Raw genomic sequence first — 17,125 nt, 5'->3', positions numbered from 1 at the left:
GGCTTCCACGGACCGGCGCTCCGGGCCGCCGGCCGACCGCCGTCTCTTGCCGAAGACGGATACGACGGCCGGGTGTTCGCCCTTGTTACGCGCCTCTCCGGTCACACAGGCCGCCAGGCATTGTCATGGGGTCTTGAGAGCGGGCAGGTCGGTGAGCGGAGCGGGAGCGGCGGCGGTTCGTGATGTGCGGCGGCGGCGCCAGGCGAAGAACGCGAGGGCCAGGAGGGTGAACACGTACGGGATGGCGGAGACGAGCTGGGAGGGGATCGAGAGGTTTCCGAGCTGGACGGCGAGCGCCTCGGCGGTGCCGAAACCGAGGGCGGCGAGGAACACGCCCCAGGGGCGCAGCGCGCCGAGGAAGACGGCGGCCAGGGCGATGTAGCCGCGGCCCGCGGTCATGCCGGTGACGAAGAAGGACACGGCGCCCATACTCAGGAACACTCCCGCCGCCCCGGCCAGCGCGCCGCTCAGCGCGAGGGCACGGAACTGGACCCGGTGGACGTCGATGCCGACCGAGCGTGCTGCCTCGGGGTGCTCGCCGACCGCGCGCAGGTGGAAGCCGAGCCGGGTCCGGTACAGCAGCCAGGCGACCACCGGGGTGGCCGCGAGGGCGGCCCAGGTCAGCACGTTCTGCCCGCTGAGCACCGCGCCGAGGCCGGGTATGTCCTCGACCAGCGGTATGCGGACCGAGGGCAGCGCGCCGCTGTGCAGCCGACTGGTACCGCCCTTGTCCCCGAGCAGCGCGTACACGGTGTACGAGGTCGCGCCCGCCGCCAGGAGGTTGAGGCCGATGCCCGCGATGATGGCGTCGGCGCCGAGGTACAGGTGCAGGACGCCGAGCAGCAGCGCGAGTGCCGCGCCGGCGGCGATGCCGCAGGCCGCGCCGGCCCAGACCGAGCCGCTGTATCCGGCGACCAGCGCGCCGGTGCAGGCGGCGGCCAGCATCGAGCCCTCCAGGGCGATGTTGGGCACTCCGGCCCGCTCGGCGAGGAGCCCGCCGAGGGCGGCGAGGACGTACGGGGTGGACACCCCGAGGATCGCCGCGAGGAATGCCGTACTGAGGACGGCGTCGAGGACGGGACCCATCAGCGGGCCTCCCTTCGGGCGAGGTACCGCTTGACGAGTTCGGGCAGCGCGCGGGCGGTCACGAGCAGCACGATGACCGCCTGGATGATGGTCACGGCGTCGGAGCCGACGTCGGTCTGCTGCTCCATCACGTCGCCGCCGACCCGCAGGTAGGAGTAGAGCAGCGCCGCGGCGACAACTCCGATCGGGTTGTTGCGGCCCAGCAGGGCGACGACGATGCCCTCGAAGGCGAGGCCGCCGGCCATGTCGGGCTGCAGCCCGCCGTAGACGCCCAGCGCGAGGTGTGCTCCGGCGAGACCGGCCAGCGCGCCGCCGATGACGAAGCTCCACTCGATGGTGCGCGGTACGTCGAGACCGCCGTACCGGGCGAAGTCCGGGTTGGAGCCGGTGATCCGGATGCGGTAGCCGAGCGGTGTCCTGGCGAGCACGAACCACACAGCCGCGGCGACGGCGAGCATGCCGAAGAACCCGATGTTCGCCTGGTCGAGGGGGACACCGAAGAAGTCGGACAGGAGCGGGAGCGCCGAGTCGGGGCGCACCGGGGCGGACTGCACGGCGGTGCTGTCGGGCGCCTTGAGGTGGTCGGTGAGGAGGTAGTCGAAGACCCGTACGACGACGGCGTTGAGCATCAGCGTGGCGACGATCTCGTTGGCGCCGAGGCGGGCCTTCATCACCCCCGGGACCGCGCCCAGCGCGCCCCCGGCGAGGGCGGCGACGGCGAGCGGCACCAGGACTGCGGCGACGGGCGGCAGGTGCAGGTTGATCGCTACCAGGGCGCTCGCCAGGGCGCCAGCGTAGACCTGGCCCTCCGCGCCGAGGCTGATCTGCCGGGCCCGGAAGGGGATCGCGACGGACAGGCCGAGCAGCGCCAAGGTGGTGGCGTCGGCGAGCCAGCGGCCGATCCGGGGCGTGCGTTCCAGCGGGCCGGTGAGCAGGGCGTTCAGGGCGCCGGTGGCGTCCTTGCCGGTGGCCAGGACCACCAGGAAGGCGATGAGGACGGCGACCGCGACGGTCAGTACGGTCATCGTCAGCTCGACGGCCACGGTACGGCGTCGGGTGGCCAGGAACTCCCTGCGGCCCGCTGTCGCCTCGGGCCGGCCCTGCTGTTCGGCGGCCGGTCCCAGGGTCGAGGTCATCGGACACCTGCCATGAGCCGCTCGTCCGGATGCCGCTCCACGCCGAGCATGTACAGGCCCACTTTCTCCTCGGTGAGTCCGGCCGGGTCGTCGAAGCGTGCGGCGAGACGGCCGTCCTTGATGACCAGCAACCGGTCGGAGAGCGCGAGGAGTTCGCCGAGGTCGGCGGAGACCAGCAGCACCGCCGCGCCCGCGTCCCGGGCCTCGATGAGCCGCTCGTACATGAAGTGCATGGCGCCGATGTCGACGCCCCGGGTCAGTTGTGCGGCGAGCAGCAGGCGGGGCCCGGCGGACAGTTCGCGGGCGACGACGACCTTCTGCAGGTTGCCGCCGGACAGTGCTCCGGCCGCCGTGTCGGGATGCGGGGCGCGGATCGCGTAACGCCCGATCAGGTCCTCGGCGAGCTCACGTACGCGCCGGGTGCGCAGGACGCCGCGGCGGGCGACGGGAAGCCGGTCGTGGCGGTCGACGATCAGGTTGTCGGCGATGGAGCGGTCCAGGGCCGCCCCGTTGGACAGCCGGTCCTCGGGCACGTGGGCGACACCGGCCCGGCGGTGGCCGGCCGCATCGAGGCGGGTGACGTCGGCGTCGTCCACGGTGACCGATCCGGCGGTGGGGCGGCGCAGCCCGGCGAGGAGTTCGACCAGTTCGGTCTGGCCGTTGCCCTCGACGCCCGCGAGGCCGACGATCTCCCCGGCCGCGATGTCGAAGGAGACACCGTGGACCGAGGGACCCGACAGTCCGCGTACCCGCAGCACTCCCTCCCCCGGGCGCGCCGGGGGTTTCGGCACGTCGAGGGACATCTCCCGGCCGACCATCATGGACGCCAGCTGCTCGGCCGTCGCTTCCTCGGTGCGCACGGTGCCGATCACCGACCCGGCGCGCATGACGGTGACACGGTCGCTGATCTCACGTACTTCCTTGAGCTTGTGCGAGATGAACAGCACGGTCATGCCCAAGTCGCGCAGCCGGCGGACCGCGGTGAACAGGTCGGTGGTCTCCTGAGGGGTGAGCACGGCGGTGGGCTCGTCGAGGATCAGGATGCGGGCGCCCCGGTGCAGGGCCTTGAGGATCTCGGCGCGCTGGCGCATCCCCACCGACACCGCGTCGACCCTGGCTTCCGGGTCGACGGCGAGTCCCGACTCCGCGGCCAGTGCGGCTGTGCGTTCGGCGGCGGCCGCGCGGTCGACGCGGCCCGCCCGGCCCGGCTCGACACCGAGGACGACGTTCTCGGCGATCGTGAACGACGGGACCAGCATGAGGTTCTGGTGGACCATGCCCACGCCGAGGGCGATGGCGTCCTGGGGCCCGGTGAACCTGACCGGCACGCCGTGCACGCCGATCTGCCCGGCCGACGGCTGTTCGAGTCCGTACAACAGCTTCATCAGCGTGGACTTGCCGGCCCCGTTCTGGCCGACGATCGCCCTGATCTCCCCCGCGGGTACCGAGAGGTCGACGTCGCTGACGGCGCGGGTGCCGTTGGGGTAGGTCTTGCCGAGGCCCGTGGCCTGCAGGGCGGGCGGTGGGTCGTCCCCGGTTCTGTCGTCTCTGTCCACGGTTCTGCCCATGGTTTCCACCAGCGTTCCTCGAAGGTCGGAAGAAGGTCAGAAGGCCGAAGGGACCTTGACGGCACCGGACTTGACCTTCGCGGCCTGGTCCTTGAGCTCGGCGCGCACGGCGGCGGGGACGAGCTTGTCGAAGTTGGCGTTGTCGACGTAGCCCACGCCGTCCTCGGCCAGGCCCACCGCGGCGGGCTTCCCGTAGTCCAGCGTGCCGGCCTTGTTCGCCTTGGCCGCGAGGTAGAGGGCGTTGCCCGCGTTCTTGAGGATCGAGGTGACGACGGTCTGCTGCTGAGCCGCGTCGGTGAGCGTCTTGTACTGGTCGGAGTCGACACCGAAGGTGTAGCGCTTGGCGGCGACCGCCGACTCGAAGACACCGAGACCGGAGGAACCGGCGACCGGCCACACCAGTTCGGCTCCCTGCCCGTACATGGCCGAGGCGATCTGCTTGCCTTTGGCCGGGTCACCGAACGGGTTGTCGCCGCCGACGTACTGCACGAGGACACCGGAGGACGGGTTTCCGCCCGCCGCCGCGAAGCCCGCCTTGAAGCCGACGACGAAGTCCTCGATGACCGGAATCTTCACTCCGCCGATCACGCCCACCTTTCCGTTTCCGGCACTGCCGGGAAGGGGCTTGGCGGCGACGAGTTTGTCGGCGAGGAATCCGGCGAGATACGCGGCCTCGTTCTGCTTGAAGGTGACGGAGTAAACGTTTGCGCACTTGTTGGAACAGCCGCTCTTGCCCGTGTAGTCGACGGATCCGTCGAAGATCCAGAACTTCTTGTCCGGGTACTCCGGGGCCAGTTTCGATACGAAGCCGACGGTGTCGACGGTGCCCGCGGCGAGCACGTCGTAGTCGTCGCCGGCGGCGGCGTCCTCGAACCCGGAGGACCACTTGGTGCGGTCACTTCCCAGTTCGACGACCTTCAGGCTGTACCCGAGGTCCTGCTCCGTCTTCTTCAGGCCCGCGTACGCCGAGTCGAAGAAGGAGCGGTCGCCGAGGTTCCCGTTGATGACGAACTTGATTCTCAGCTTTCCGGATTTCCCGGACTGAGCGGAGTCGGAGTCCGTGTCCGTCGAGGCGCCGCATGCGGCAAGTGTCAGGGAGAGCGCCGCGACAGCACCCAGAATTCTGATCTTGTTCATTGTTCCGATCTCTTTCTCACGCTGGGACCGTTCTTCGCCATTGGCCGAAAGTTATGCAATGCAAAACGTTTTGGCTATGAGCCCCGTGTTAGGAAATTGTTTCCGTAAGCGCCGTGGCCGCGATGGTGACGGCACGGTCGAAGTCCGTCTCCCGCTCGGTCGCGGTGAGGGCCTCCGGGTGACGCACGTGATCGCTGACCGTCAGCACGGCGAGGGCTCGACCTCCCTCGGCCGCGGCGGTCGCGTACAGGCCGGCGGCCTCCATCTCCACGGCCAGGGTGCCGTGCGCCTCCAGCCGCTCGAACAGCGCCGGACGCTCCAGGTAGAAGTGGTCGGTGGTGAACACGGGCCCGATGTGCACGCGCGGTCCCGACCCGCCGCCGCCCGCAGCGGCCCGCGCGGCGGCCGCGGTGAGGTCGAAGGAGGCCGTGTGGCTCAGGTGCACTCCGTCGATACGGCGGCTGCCCATCGCCGAGTCGGTGTGGGCGGCGGTGGCCACGACGACGTCACGCAGGCCCACCGAGGCGGGCAGACCGGCCGCGGTACCCACCCGGGCGATGGCGCGCACGCCGTAGAAGCGGAAGAGTTCGGTGGCGTAGATCGTGACCGAGGGCATTCCCATGCCAGAGGCCAGCACCGACAGCGGCGCGCCTCGGTAGGTTCCGGTGTACCCCTCGATGCCGCGTACGTCGGTGACCAGCCGGGCGTCCTGAAGGATCGTTTCCGCGATACGGCGTGCCCGGCGCGGGTCGCCGGGCATCAGCACGTCCGGCGCGAAGTCACCGGGGGCGGCGGAGATGTGCGGGGTGGCCATCAGGCACCCTCCCCCGCCGGCGTGCCGGTCTGCCCCGCCACGGTGCCGCTCTCCCCCGCCGGGGTCCCGGCCAGCCAGTGGACCAGCCGGTCCCACAGCTCGGGGTAGCCCTTCCAGCCCAGGAACGCGGGCGGGGCCCAGTGCGGTGCCAGATCCGACATGAAGGCCGCCGACCTGCCCGCGCCGTAGCCGCCCACGGCCAGCAGCGGATGACCCGCGCACTCGGCGAGCAGGTCCGCGCCGTCCCGTACCGTCACCTCGTTGAGCCCGAGCAGATCCGGCCAGGTCTGATCCAGCCCGTCGACCACCTGGTGCCGGGCGACGACCCTGGGCGCGGCTCCGGCGGGCAGTTCGACCCGGTCGTCCCGGTCGTACAGACCGACCGGGAGCGCCGCCGCCAGCGGGGTACGTCCCCACCGGGCCTTGCCGTCGATTCCGGTGAAGGTGAGGTAGCCGCCCACCATCAGCAGACCGCCGCCGCGCTCGACGTAGGCCCGCAGCGCCTCCGTACGGTCCGGCACGGGCACCGAGCGGGCGAAGGTCTCCGGCACGAGCTGGAAGCTGTTGGCCCCCACGTCACTGATCACGACGACGTCGTAGGCCTCCAGGCCCTCGGCCGTGGTGGGCACGCGGCTCGGTATCTCGTGCGCCGGTACGTACGTCACCGTGTGGCCACGGTCGCGCAGGGCGTCGAGGAAGACCTGGGCTCCCTCGACGTACTCGGAGGTGAAGAAGGAGTCGAACCCCTTCTGGTGGACGGAGTGGGTGAACCAGGACTCACCCACGACGAGGACATGGGGCATCGCCGCACGACCTTTCCTGTGGTGTTCGGGTTGTGTTGTGCCGACGGGGCTTCGTCGCCCCGGTCAGCGCGCGGGACTCATGGGCGCCGTGCTGGCGCGGACCTTCAGCCGGACCGGCAGGATGTGCCGGGAGGCCGGGGGCACCTCGTCACGGTGGACGTAGCTCAGCAGTTGGGCGCCCGCCGTACGGCCGATGTCGTAGGCGGGCTGGTGGACCGTGGTGAGGCGGGGGTGGACCCGGGAGGCGAGCATGATGTCGTCGAAGCCCGCCACCGAGACGTCGTCCGGGACGCGCAGGCCCGCGTCCTCCAGGGCCGCGACCGCACCGAGCGCCATCAGGTCGTTGGCGGCGAACACCGCGGTGAAGCGACGGGGGCCGCCGCTCTCCAGTGCCGCCGCGACCAGGTTGTAGCCGGACCGCTCGACGAAGGCACCCTCGGCCTCGATGACACCGGCGTCACCGAATGCCTCCCGGAAACCCGCGATCCGCTCCAGGCTGCTGACCAGGTCCCCCGGGCCGCTGAGCGCGAGCACCCGGCGATGGCCCAGCTCCCGCAGGTGCTGCCCGATCAGCCGACCGCCCGCCCGGTGGTCGGCGGTGACCAGGATGGTCTGCTCCAGCAGCCCGGGAACCACCTCGTCGGCCAGGGCAATGGGAAACCGTCCGAGCAGCGACGCCAGCCGGCCACGGGAGGGCGGCGAACCGGAGGCGTACACCATGCCGTCGATGAACCGGCCGCGGAGCATCTCCAGATAGCGGTCCTCGCGGTCCGGGTCGAACTCGGTGTTGCACAGGATGACGCCGTAGCCGAGGTCGTGGGCGGCGTCGTCGACGCCCTTGGCGAGTTCGGCGAAGAACTGGTTGGTGATGTCGGGCACCAGCAGACCGATGACACTGGTCGAACCGGACTGCAGGTTGCGGGCCGTCGAGGCCGGCACGTAGCCGAGCCGGGCGACCACCGTACGAACCCGCTCGGCAGTGTCCTCCGCGACCGGCCGGTTGCCGCTCAGCACGTGCGAGACGGTGGTCGGGCTCACCCGGGCCGCGGCGGCCACGTCCTTGATGGACGCGGGCCGCCGCACCCGACGGCGATCGTCGTCCGGCTCAGGGGTCATAGTGCTGCACCGCCCTGCCGTGCGAGGTGTCCAACAGCGCGGGCACGCGTGCCTCGATCTCGGCCAGCAGCGCCGGCAGGTCCAGCGTCAGCAGCCTGCCGTCCCGCACCACGACCCGCCCGTCCACCACGACCGTGCGTACATCGCTCGCGCGGGCGCTGTAGACGAGGGCCGCCACCGGGTCGTGCAACGGCCGGCAGTGGGCGCCGCTCAGGTCCATCAGCACGATGTCGCCGGCCCGGCCCGGTTCGAGAGCGCCGATCCGGTCGCCGAGTCCCAGCGCCCGCGCCCCGCCCCGCGTGGCCAGCCGTACCGTTTCGGAGACCGTCATCCAGGTCGCGTCCCGCTCCGCCTGCTTCTGGGTCAGCGCCACCAGCCGCATCGCCTCCCACACGTCCAGCGTGTTGTGCCCGGCGGCCCCGTCCGTCCCGGCCCCGACGGCGACCCCGGCGTCCAGCAGGCTCCGCACCGGGGTGAGCGGACGCAGGGCATGCTTCAGATAGACCTTCGGACAGCAGGCCACGCCGGTACGGTCGCGGTGCGCCGCCAGCGTCGGCAGGTCCTCGGGAACGATGCCGCACCCGTGCGCGATCAGCGCGCCGGCCTCCAGCACGCCGGTCCGCTCCAGCACCGTGATGGGGGTCACGCCTCGCCGAGCCAGGCTCGACTCGGTCTGCTCCAGGTGCTCGGCGGCGTGGATATGGATCCGCAGGCCGTTCTCCCGGGCCAGCTCCGCGAGCCGGACCAGGTCGGCGTCCGCCACGGTGTAGGGCGCGTGCGGGCCGAGCGACGCGGTAACCCGTCCGGCGCCCGTGCCGTGCAGGGCGACGGCGGTCTCGGCGCTCTCCTCCAAGGTCGCTCGGCCCCGGCTGCTGAAGCAGGTCGGCGCGATGTCGGCCCGGATTCCGCTCCGTACGACGGCGTCGGCGATCCGCTCGGCGTGGAAGTAGTGGTCGGCGAACGTGGTCACCCCGCTGAGCAGCATCTCCGCACAGGCCAGCGCCGCCCCCAGACCGACGTCGGCAGGGGTGAGGTTGACCTCCATGGGCCACACCCGCTCGTTGAACCACGCCTCGACGCTCACGTCCTCGGCGGCGCCGCGCATCAGCGTCATCGGGCCGTGCGTGTGGGCGTTCACCAGGCCCGGTACGGCGACCAGTCCCGAACCGTCCACGGTCTCCGCCCCGGCACTGTCGGGCCCCGAGCCGGACGCGCCCACCCAGACGATCACCCCGTCCTCGACGAGGATGTCCTGGTCCGGTACCACCCGGCACGGCCCCTGCTCGGGCACGTCCAGCACCGAGCAGGAGGTCACGATCAGTCGGCGCATGATGTGGATCCTTCCGTTTGAAACCGGACGCTATGGACCCAAAACGTTTTGCACAACCCCCGTCTCGCGGGGCTCCGCGAGGTTCGCCGGCCGGCCGCCACGTGGTCCAGCGGTTCGATCGAGGCTCCCGGCGAGCCGGCTGTCCGGCCCACCAGCCGTCAGACATGTGTTCGGTATGTTGTGATCAGAAATGTCGACCACAAGGAGACCGCCGAGAATGCGACCGGACGTTTCCGAGGCCTTCCGGCACGCCGCGGGCCGCCTGGCCGGACCGGACCCCGATGTGCACCTGCCCGCGTTGCGGGAGTTGGAGGCGCTGGCCCGGAAGCATCCCGCGCGGCGGCTGGCCGTGGCCGACGTCGTCTGCCGCTACCTGCGCGGCTTCACCGCGCAAGCCGCTGACGACTGCGTGGGGGTGAGGGTGGAGGCAGCCGCGGTGCTCGCCGTTCTGGCGCGCCGGCATCCCGCCACCGGCGATGTACCCGCAGGTGTCACGGCGGGCGCCGGGTGCGGCACCGGCTGCGGGGAGTGTCTCGACATCGACTTGACCGGTGCCGTGCTGCCGGACGTCGACTTCAGCGGCTGCCGTTTCGGCCGGGCCCGCTTTGTGGACGCGCACTTTCGTGACGGGTGCGTGTTCGACGGTGCCCGCTTCGCCGGGGAGGCGCTGTTCCAGCGGGCGGTCTTCGAGAAGGAGGCATGCTTCCCGGGTGTCCGGTTCGGCGACGCGGCCGAGTTCGGGCGGGCCAGGTTCCGGGCGTGCGCCGACTTCTCGGGCGCCTGTTTCCAGGATGTCGCGTGGTTCGGACGGGGCGAGGACGAGCTCGCCGGGGACGAACTCCTCGAGAACGGGTCGGCGTGGGAAGGGGCCGAGGCACGGCGTCCGGTCGCCTGGGACGAACCGAACGAGGATGATCCGCACTGGCCCCTGGCCGTCGACTACGAGACCTGGGAGGAAGGCGGCGACGGGGCGCGCTTCAACGACCGCGTGTCCTTCGCGGACGCCCGGTTCGCGAGGGCCGCCTGGTTCTGGAAGGCGCGCTTCGGCGGCCAGGCGCTGTTCCAGCGGGCCGTCTTCGGCGGACGTGTCCATCTCACGCAGCCTGCGGCTGACCTCACCGGTGCCCGGCTTTCCGACGCGAACGGCGCCGAGAGACAGGACTGGCCCCTTGGCTGGACCGCGGCCACGCCGGGCGCCGGCCGGGAGGGTCACCGGCGGCTGGTCCCCGATGTGTCCGTCGCGCCGTACCATCGTCAACTCGCCGACCCCGACCCCGAGGTCCGCCTCGACGGCCTGCGTGTCCTCGGTGAGCTCGGGGACAGCCGGCCCGATCTCAGGCAGCGTGTGATCGACACTGTCTGCGCGTACCTGCGGACGCCGCTGGCTTTCGAGGTCACCGCCGACATCTTCGCGCTCACCCCTTCCCAGTTCGCCGACGTGCGGATGCGACGTGCCGCTCAGCGGCTGCTCGCCGACCGTACGCGTCCCTCCGCCGACCGACCGTTCTGGGAGGACATGCGCCTACGGCTCTCCGGGGCCACACTGATCGACTTCGACGTCAGTGGATGCCGACTGGCTCACGGAGACTTCACCGGGACCCAGTTCCACGGGAGCACGACGTTCGCGGACGCCTCGTTCGGCACCGGGGCGTCCGGCTCCGGCGTCGTCTTCTGCCTGGAGGGTTCACGCGGCGGGCGCGCTTCCTTCCACGGACGTGCCGATTTCTCCGGCGCCTCGCTCTTCTGGTGTGAGGGGCTGCGGCACTGCCTCTTCCACACCGACGACGCCGTACGCGCGACCGGAACCGGCCAGGACCTCATCCGGATGCTGCTGGGAGCCAGAGGCACCGGGGCCTCCACCGACATCACCACCGGATTCCGCAATGCCCTGCTGACGGCGTCCTCGGAGAGCCCCGACAACCTTGCCTGTGCCGAGCACCTGGAGTACGGCTCTGTGCCGGGGCCCTCGTATGCCCCCGAGCGGGAGAGATCCGGGCTGAGGATCACCGGCACCGGCATACTCGTCTCCGACGTGGCGTGTCGTATGGAGGACATTCCCGTCCCGGCCTCCGTCGCCGAGGACTACCCCGAACTCAGCCCGGGACAGTGGTCCGCGGTCACCCGCGTCGTCACCCTGCTGCTGGGCGCGCTCGAAACACCGTGACCCATGGACGGCACAGTGCCGCTACGGGGGGCGCCGTGGTCCGGCGCCCCCCGTTGTCAGCAGCAGCGTCCCTGCGGGTGGGTCTCCCGGTGCCGGGTGCGCAGCCGCTTCGTCGAGGATGACGACCCGGTCCGGTGAGGCGAAGGCCCGTGCGCGGACCAGCAGTTGTCGCTCTCCGGCCTCCGGCGGACAACGAGGTCGCCGGGTCGCCGAGTTCGGCGTCCTGGCCGCCGAGAGGTCCGATCACGGTGTCGGCGCCCGCCTCCCTTGCCGCGCGGGCGAGTTCGGCACCGGTCGTGCGGTGTCGGGCCGGGCCAGGAAGTCTGTGATCTCACGCGCCTGCGGGGCGCTCGCGAGGGCGCCGGAAGCGATGTGGCCCCGGTCGGCGGGTTCCCGGTAGGTGACATGGCCGTGTCCCGCGTCGATCAGGTGGTGCGCCAGCGCGCGCGTGTGGGACACGGGGCCGGTCTCGTCGAGCCGTCCGTGCAGGAGGAGCATCCTCGTGCGGACGCGCGGGGCCAGCCGTAGCAGGTCGCGTGGTCCGAGCGCGTCGTCCATGTCACCGTGGCCTGCCAGTCGGTCGATGAGACGGCGGGTCGACGGACAGCCGTCCGCGTACAGCGCCGGTACCGAGCTGAACGGCGCCACAGCCACGCAGCCCGACCAGCCCTCGGGGTCGGCGACCGTCGCCAGCACGGCCAGGAAGGCGCCGTAGCCGGTGCCGTACACCGCCGGCCGGGGCACGCCCGGTCCACGCGTTCTGTCGACGAAGGCACGCAGGGCACGGATGTCGGCGAGATCGGGTCCGCCCCATGCGCCCCGGATGGCATCGGCGTGTTCGCGTCCGTAGCCCGTGCTGCCCCGCTGGTTGGGCGCGATCACGGCGAGGCCGGCGTCGGCGAACAGCTGGAACAGGGCGTCGTAGCCGAGCGTCCAGTGCCGGTCGGGTCCGCCGTGCAACGCGATCACCACCGGAGCGCCGCCACGCCAGTCCGGTCCGTAGACCACGGCTTCGACGGAACCCACCGCGCCGGGCAGTGTCTCCAGACGGGCGGGGTGCCGTTTGGGCAGGGCGGCGACCCACCATAGTTCGCTCTCCCCTGGTCCCACCCAGCCGAAGACGGTGGGCCTGGTCGGGCCGGAGAACGGCAGCCGCAGTCCCCGGTCGGTCCAGGCCGCCTCGGGCCCGAGAACGCCAGGGGGCGAGGCAACCTGGCGAGCGGTACCGGACTCCAGGTCGTACGGGGCGAGTTCGGAGCGCGCGCCCCGGTCCACCGCGGCGGCGAGGACGCCTCCCGTCGGGTCCAGAGCCAGCGGAGTGACGGTCGCATCCGCGGTCCACGGCCCGTCCAGGAGACGTACGGCGGTGCCGGTCGCCCATCCCAGGCGCGAACCGGCGTCGGTGTCCATGGCCAGCAGCACCCGGCCCGCGCGGGACAGTAGGACGCGGGCTGCGGTACCCGCGCCGGTGAGCGGGGTGACCCGGCAGCCCTCGGGTGCGGTGGGGTCGATCCGCAGGAGAGTCGGTGTCCCGTCGACCACCGCGGTGACCGCCAGGCAGCCGCCGGCCACCGCCGCGCCCCACAGCGGTTCTGGTACCCGGGTGACGGGGGTGAGCCAGGGCTCGTGGTCCCCGACCCGGAACACCGTGGAGTGGTCGTCGGCACCGTACGCGATGGCCGTGGCGACCCAGCCGGGCAGGTCCGGGGCCGACAGCAGACGCAGTGGTGCCGGGCAGGGGCCGAGCGGGCGGCGTCCGCCTGCCTGGTCGAACAGGTCGACGTACTGGACTCCGTCAGGCTCCCGCCAGGAGAGCAGGGCCCGGCCGTCGTCGAGCGCCACACACTGGGTGAGGGGCAGGTCCGGGTCCAGGGCGACCCGCAGTCTTCTGCGCGGGCCGGCCACGGTGAGCTCCCACGTCTCCAGATGGCGGGCGCCGGCCTCGTCGTTGGCGACGCAGGCCGCCCGCAGCCCGTTCGGGGAGAACGCGCTGTAGTCGCGGTGCATGGTTCGGGGTGTCATGCGGGCACCCCTTCGAACGCGGTGGCCTGTGCGGGCTCTCCGGCGTCGTCGAGCAGCGGGCGCGGACCGCCCTCCCTCATGCGCAACAGGACGGAGACGGCCCCGGCCGGCCCGACACCGTAGTCGACGGTGACACCCGTCCCGCTGCCGTCGGGGGCCCGGAGCCTGGCCTGGTGCACGCCCTCATTGGTCAGGTGGGGTACGCCACGGAACACGCCGTCGCGATAGTGGACCAGACTGCCCGTGCGGTAAGGGCGGTCGGACGGGATGCGGGGAACCGGCAGCCCGGCCGTGGCCCGGTCGAGTTCCCCGGCCAGGGTCCGGAACTCGTCGTCGTCACGGGGGTAGGCGGTGATGAACTTGCCGCACTGGGCACGGTCGTACCGGGTGTCCGTCAGTTCCTCGACGTGCTCGGCACGAGCGGAGAACTTGAACGGACACCGACGACGCACCAGCACTCGCGCGGCCCGGAACAGGACCTCGGGGGCCGAGAGCGCAGTCACGGAGACGTGCAGCTTCCAGCCCTGCACCCGGAACTTCCGCTCCACGGGCCCAGCCTGGCGCCAGAAGCCGCCCTCGGCCGTCTCCCGGTCCGGCACGCCCGAGTCGTCGACCACGGATCGCACCAACGCCCACAGCGAAAAACCGGTCTCTCCAGCCCCAGGGCTGCCCACCACCACAAGAAACTCCAGGATCGAGCATGCGCGGAACTCCGGAGGAAGGGTGGGAGCCGTCCCACGGCCGCCCCTTCCCGCGAACACGGTCGATTCTTCGCATCGCCGCTTCCCGCAGCATTGGGGAAACCCCATCGATTGCGCCGGGATGACGGTGCTCGATGGCCTGTCCGGCGTCGGGTAAGGCCGTGCCGGCCGCCGCAGTGAGGATCAGCTCTGTTTCGCAGGGGAGGATCCTGTCCCCCCCTCAGCGCTCGTCCAGGGCATCGCCTGCGGTGCCGATCAGGGCGTCGGCACCCGGATGAACGGCGTGTGTGCTCGGTTCGGCGAAACCCGACCCACCGGGCCCCTGACCCCGTGCACCTACCCGGTCCGACGCACGAGGTCGGACAGCGCGAGCCGGGACGAGACGTCGAGTTTGCGGTAGATGCGGGACAGGTGTGTCTCCACCGTACGGGGGCTGAGGAAGAGCCGTTCGGCGATCTCGCGGGTGCGCAACCCCGCGGTGGCCAGGTCGACGATCTCCCGTTCGCGGTCGCTGAGCCGGCCGAGGGGGTGTGCGCCGCGGGCGTCTTCCGACAGCTCGGCGCGCATGCGGGTGACGCGCTCCCGTACGAGCAGTGCGGTGCGGGAGCGTGCGATCGCCTCGGCGGCGTCGAGGCGGCCGAGAGCCTCGGCCGGTCCGTGTGCCTCGTGGACGGCGGGGGCGCTGATCACGAGAGTCCAGGCGTACTGCACCGGCATGCCCGCGGATTGGAACGCCTCCGCGGCGAGTGCGAAGAGTTTGGCCGCCGCGTCGTGTTCGCCGTCGCTCATGTGGAGCTGAGCGCGGGCGCACCGTGCGTGGGCGTCCTGGACTGGCAGTCCGAGCCGCCGGGCCTCCGCTTCGGCGGTTGCGACCAGACGCTCTGCCTCCTCGCGGTCCCCGCACTCCAGTGTGGCCGTGGCCAGAAGGGCCAGCAGGAAGGGCCGGGAGAAGGGCCGGACTTGAGGCAATCGCCTGCTGCCCGCGCTGTCCAGCAGGGTCCGCCGGCAGCCCGCGGCGTCACCGGCGAGGAACCGGGCCTGTGCCAGCAGTCCCGTCGCCGAGGCCGTCCACCAACTGTGGCCGGGCGGGGTGGCGCCGGTGGCCTCCTCGACGAGCGCTACGGCCTCGTCGGCGTACTCCCCGCCACGGGCCCAGACGAGGGTCGTCGCGCGGATCGCCTGTGCCAGGGCGATCGCGGGCCGCACCCCCATGGAGCGGGCGAGGTTCTCGGCCTCCCTGGCGTAGCGCTGGGAGGCGTCCAGGTGACCGGTCCACTGCTCAGCCATGGCGAGCCCGAGGAGCCGGTGGAGCAGGATGGGCCGCTGGGGACCGCCGTGGTCGGCTGTCAGCCCGCGGCCGAGATGGCGGGCCGCGTCGGTGAATCTCTCCAGGTAGAGCTCGGCGCTGCCCAGCAGGGCGAGGGTCTCCGGCGTTCGGTCGGCGAGCGGATCCGGAAGCGCGTCCACGAGCCTGGCGCAGTGCGTGACCTTTTCGATGGCCTCGTCCAGGTCACCGGCGTGAGTGACGCAGAGGGCGTCGAGGACTCGCAGTACGGTGCGATCCGCCTCGCTCGTCCCATCCGCCTCGCTCGGCGTCCCTACGGCTTCCCGGAGCAGGGCCCGTGCCTGGTCGTGGGTACCGCGCAGGACATGGACCAGTCCGTGCTCGATGATCAGTTCGGCGACTTCGGCCGGCAGTGGATCGGGCAGTGGTCTGGGCAGCAGGCTGAGGGCGGCGTCGGCGATGGCCGCCGCCTCCGCGTATCGGCCGAGCTGTCGCTCGGCGCCCACGCAGACGGCGTGGGCCTGGAGCAGTTGCCGCTCGCTGAGGGCCGCGGGCCGGCGCCCCAGCAGTTCGTGCGCGCGGGTGCGGGCCTCGTCCAGCTGGCCCGCGGCGATCAGCGCACGACAGCAGGCGAGTTCCAGCTCGTTACGGGCGGTGGAATCCGCTCCCCCGTCGGGCAAAGACTCCAGGGCCAGCCGAAGCCAGCGCGCGGCGGTCGCCGGCTCCTGTGCGGCGATCTCCGCGGCCCCGTCCGCCAGGGTGCGCGCGGCAAGTGCGGCGTCGGCGCCCAGCAGGTGCTCGGCGTGCCGGGCCCGTTCGCGGACCCGCCCGCCCCGTCGGGTGATGAGTTCCAGGGCACGGCGGTGGCCGCGCAGCCGGAAGGACAGGCCGGCTCGCTCGTGCGCGACGTGGCCGACGACGGGATGCCGGAAGGCCAGGCCGCCCTTCCAGTCGGCCGCGCGCACCAGGTCCGTCCGCTCCAGTTCGGCGAGCGCGTCGAGAGTGCTGTCCATCCCCAGGCCGGAGATGTGGGCGATGTCCTCGGGCCGGAACGGGCTGCCGGTCACGGCCGCCGCCGACACTGTGGTCGCCGCCTGCGGCGAAAGCGCGTCGAACTCGGCGATCAGTGGTTTCGCCTCGCACAGCAGTCCGGCGGTGTCGGTGCCCGGGCGATCGGGCCAGTGTCCGGGGTGCCAGTCCGCCGCGACGAGCAGGCGTACGTAGCGCGGATTGCCCTCGGCCGCGGCGCACAACCGGATCGCGAACTCCTGGAGCGCGGCCGGGGTGCGCGCTCCCGAGTCTCCCGGGGCGCTCCGGTCGGCCAGCAGCGCGGCCACGGCTTCGGGGTCGAGAGGGCTCGGTTCGATACGCGTCACCGTGCCCGCCCGCGCTCCGTCGTCCAGCGCTTCCCGTAGCTCGGGGGCGGTCTGCGCGGGGCGATAGGCGAGAGTGAGCAGGAAGGGTGCGGGCACCACGGAACGAACCAGCCGCACGAGCAGCGCCGTCGATGCCGGATCGCACAGATGGACGTCGTCGAGGACCACGACGCAGCCCGCGGCCCAGTCGGCGGGCCGGTCACCGACCTCGTCGAACGGCTGCCGGGCTCCGCCGGCCGCCCGCCGTGACTCCCAGGCGTCACGGAACACCTGCAACGAGGCGGTGTCACCGCGCAGGGCGTGGGCGCGGACCGCGGGGATTCCCCTCTGCGCGGCCAGGTCCACGAGCGTCCTGGTCAGGCAGGTCTTCCCGATGCCCGGTTCGCCGGAGATCTCGACGACCGAGCCCCGACCCCGTGTCAGCGCCTCCAGGGTTCGCGTGAGCAAGGAGAGTTCGGTCTCCCGTCCGACGAGGCGCTCTCCGGCAGCCGACATGGGCACTACGGCCATGAGCGCCGTCCTCCCGGTCACAGGGCGCTGAATGCGACAACCATACAGTTGCAAAACACTTTGCTCGACTTCCGTTT

Annotated in this window: 12 protein-coding genes; 1 reads left to right on the top strand and 11 read right to left on the bottom strand. The window is 71.8% G+C overall.

Annotation, left to right across the window (positions count from 1 at the left end):
* Window positions 1–123: 123 nt before the first annotated feature.
* The 8 genes from ABZX85_RS36590 to ABZX85_RS36555 form a co-directional block, all read right to left on the bottom strand.
* Window positions 124–1,086 carry an ABC transporter permease gene (locus ABZX85_RS36590; protein WP_355878716.1) on the bottom strand — a complete coding sequence of 321 codons (963 nt, stop codon included), beginning with the start codon at window positions 1,084–1,086 and terminating at the stop codon, window positions 124–126.
* The gene (locus ABZX85_RS36585) at window positions 1,086–2,222 is read right to left on the bottom strand and encodes an ABC transporter permease (protein ID WP_355878713.1); all 1,137 of its coding nucleotides are present in this window, start codon (window positions 2,220–2,222) and stop codon (window positions 1,086–1,088) included. The genes ABZX85_RS36590 and ABZX85_RS36585 overlap by 1 nt, the downstream gene beginning before the upstream one ends.
* Window positions 2,219–3,778, bottom strand: coding sequence for an ABC transporter ATP-binding protein (locus ABZX85_RS36580; protein ID WP_355878710.1), 1,560 nt, complete (start codon window positions 3,776–3,778; stop codon window positions 2,219–2,221). Before ABZX85_RS36580 ends, ABZX85_RS36585 begins: the two co-directional genes overlap by 4 nt.
* A gap of 48 nt (window positions 3,779–3,826) precedes the next feature.
* Window positions 3,827–4,927, bottom strand: a complete 1,101-nt coding sequence (locus ABZX85_RS36575) for a BMP family ABC transporter substrate-binding protein (RefSeq protein ID WP_355878707.1) — start codon at window positions 4,925–4,927, stop codon at window positions 3,827–3,829.
* An 88-nt stretch (window positions 4,928–5,015) separates the two neighbouring features.
* Complete coding sequence (gene deoD, locus ABZX85_RS36570) at window positions 5,016–5,741, bottom strand: purine-nucleoside phosphorylase (RefSeq protein WP_355878704.1); 726 nt, start codon at window positions 5,739–5,741, stop codon at window positions 5,016–5,018.
* Window positions 5,741–6,544, bottom strand: coding sequence for a glutamine amidotransferase (locus tag ABZX85_RS36565; RefSeq protein WP_355878701.1), 804 nt, complete (start codon window positions 6,542–6,544; stop codon window positions 5,741–5,743). Before ABZX85_RS36565 ends, deoD begins: the two co-directional genes overlap by 1 nt.
* Window positions 6,545–6,607: 63 nt before the next feature.
* Window positions 6,608–7,660 (bottom strand): LacI family DNA-binding transcriptional regulator, encoded by a 1,053-nt coding sequence (locus ABZX85_RS36560; RefSeq protein WP_355878698.1) that lies wholly within the window; start codon window positions 7,658–7,660, stop codon window positions 6,608–6,610.
* Window positions 7,650–8,990 (bottom strand): amidohydrolase, encoded by a 1,341-nt coding sequence (locus ABZX85_RS36555; protein ID WP_355878695.1) that lies wholly within the window; start codon window positions 8,988–8,990, stop codon window positions 7,650–7,652. Before ABZX85_RS36555 ends, ABZX85_RS36560 begins: the two co-directional genes overlap by 11 nt.
* A gap of 217 nt (window positions 8,991–9,207) precedes the next feature.
* Between ABZX85_RS36555 and ABZX85_RS36550 the strand changes: the two genes are divergently transcribed.
* Window positions 9,208–11,154: a pentapeptide repeat-containing protein gene (locus tag ABZX85_RS36550; protein ID WP_355878692.1), complete on the top strand. Its 1,947-nt coding sequence runs from the start codon at window positions 9,208–9,210 to the stop codon at window positions 11,152–11,154.
* Window positions 11,155–11,397: 243 nt separating this feature from the next.
* Here ABZX85_RS36550 and ABZX85_RS36545 read toward each other — a convergent pair whose 3' ends face one another.
* From ABZX85_RS36545 to ABZX85_RS36535, 3 genes are all read right to left on the bottom strand, one after another.
* Window positions 11,398–13,176, bottom strand: coding sequence for a prolyl oligopeptidase family serine peptidase (locus tag ABZX85_RS36545; RefSeq protein ID WP_355878690.1), 1,779 nt, complete (start codon window positions 13,174–13,176; stop codon window positions 11,398–11,400).
* Window positions 13,173–13,805: a hypothetical protein gene (locus tag ABZX85_RS36540; RefSeq protein ID WP_355878687.1), complete on the bottom strand. Its 633-nt coding sequence runs from the start codon at window positions 13,803–13,805 to the stop codon at window positions 13,173–13,175. Before ABZX85_RS36540 ends, ABZX85_RS36545 begins: the two co-directional genes overlap by 4 nt.
* Before the next feature lie 408 nt (window positions 13,806–14,213).
* Window positions 14,214–17,048 carry a LuxR C-terminal-related transcriptional regulator gene (locus ABZX85_RS36535; protein WP_355878684.1) on the bottom strand — a complete coding sequence of 945 codons (2,835 nt, stop codon included), beginning with the start codon at window positions 17,046–17,048 and terminating at the stop codon, window positions 14,214–14,216.
* Between the last annotated feature and the right edge of the window lie 77 nt (window positions 17,049–17,125).

The sequence above is a fragment of the Streptomyces sp. NPDC004539 genome (genome assembly GCF_040610055.1).
In the GTDB taxonomy this organism is placed as follows: Bacteria; Actinomycetota; Actinomycetes; order Streptomycetales; family Streptomycetaceae; genus Streptomyces.
This window is presented reverse-complemented; position numbering and strand designations above follow the sequence as displayed.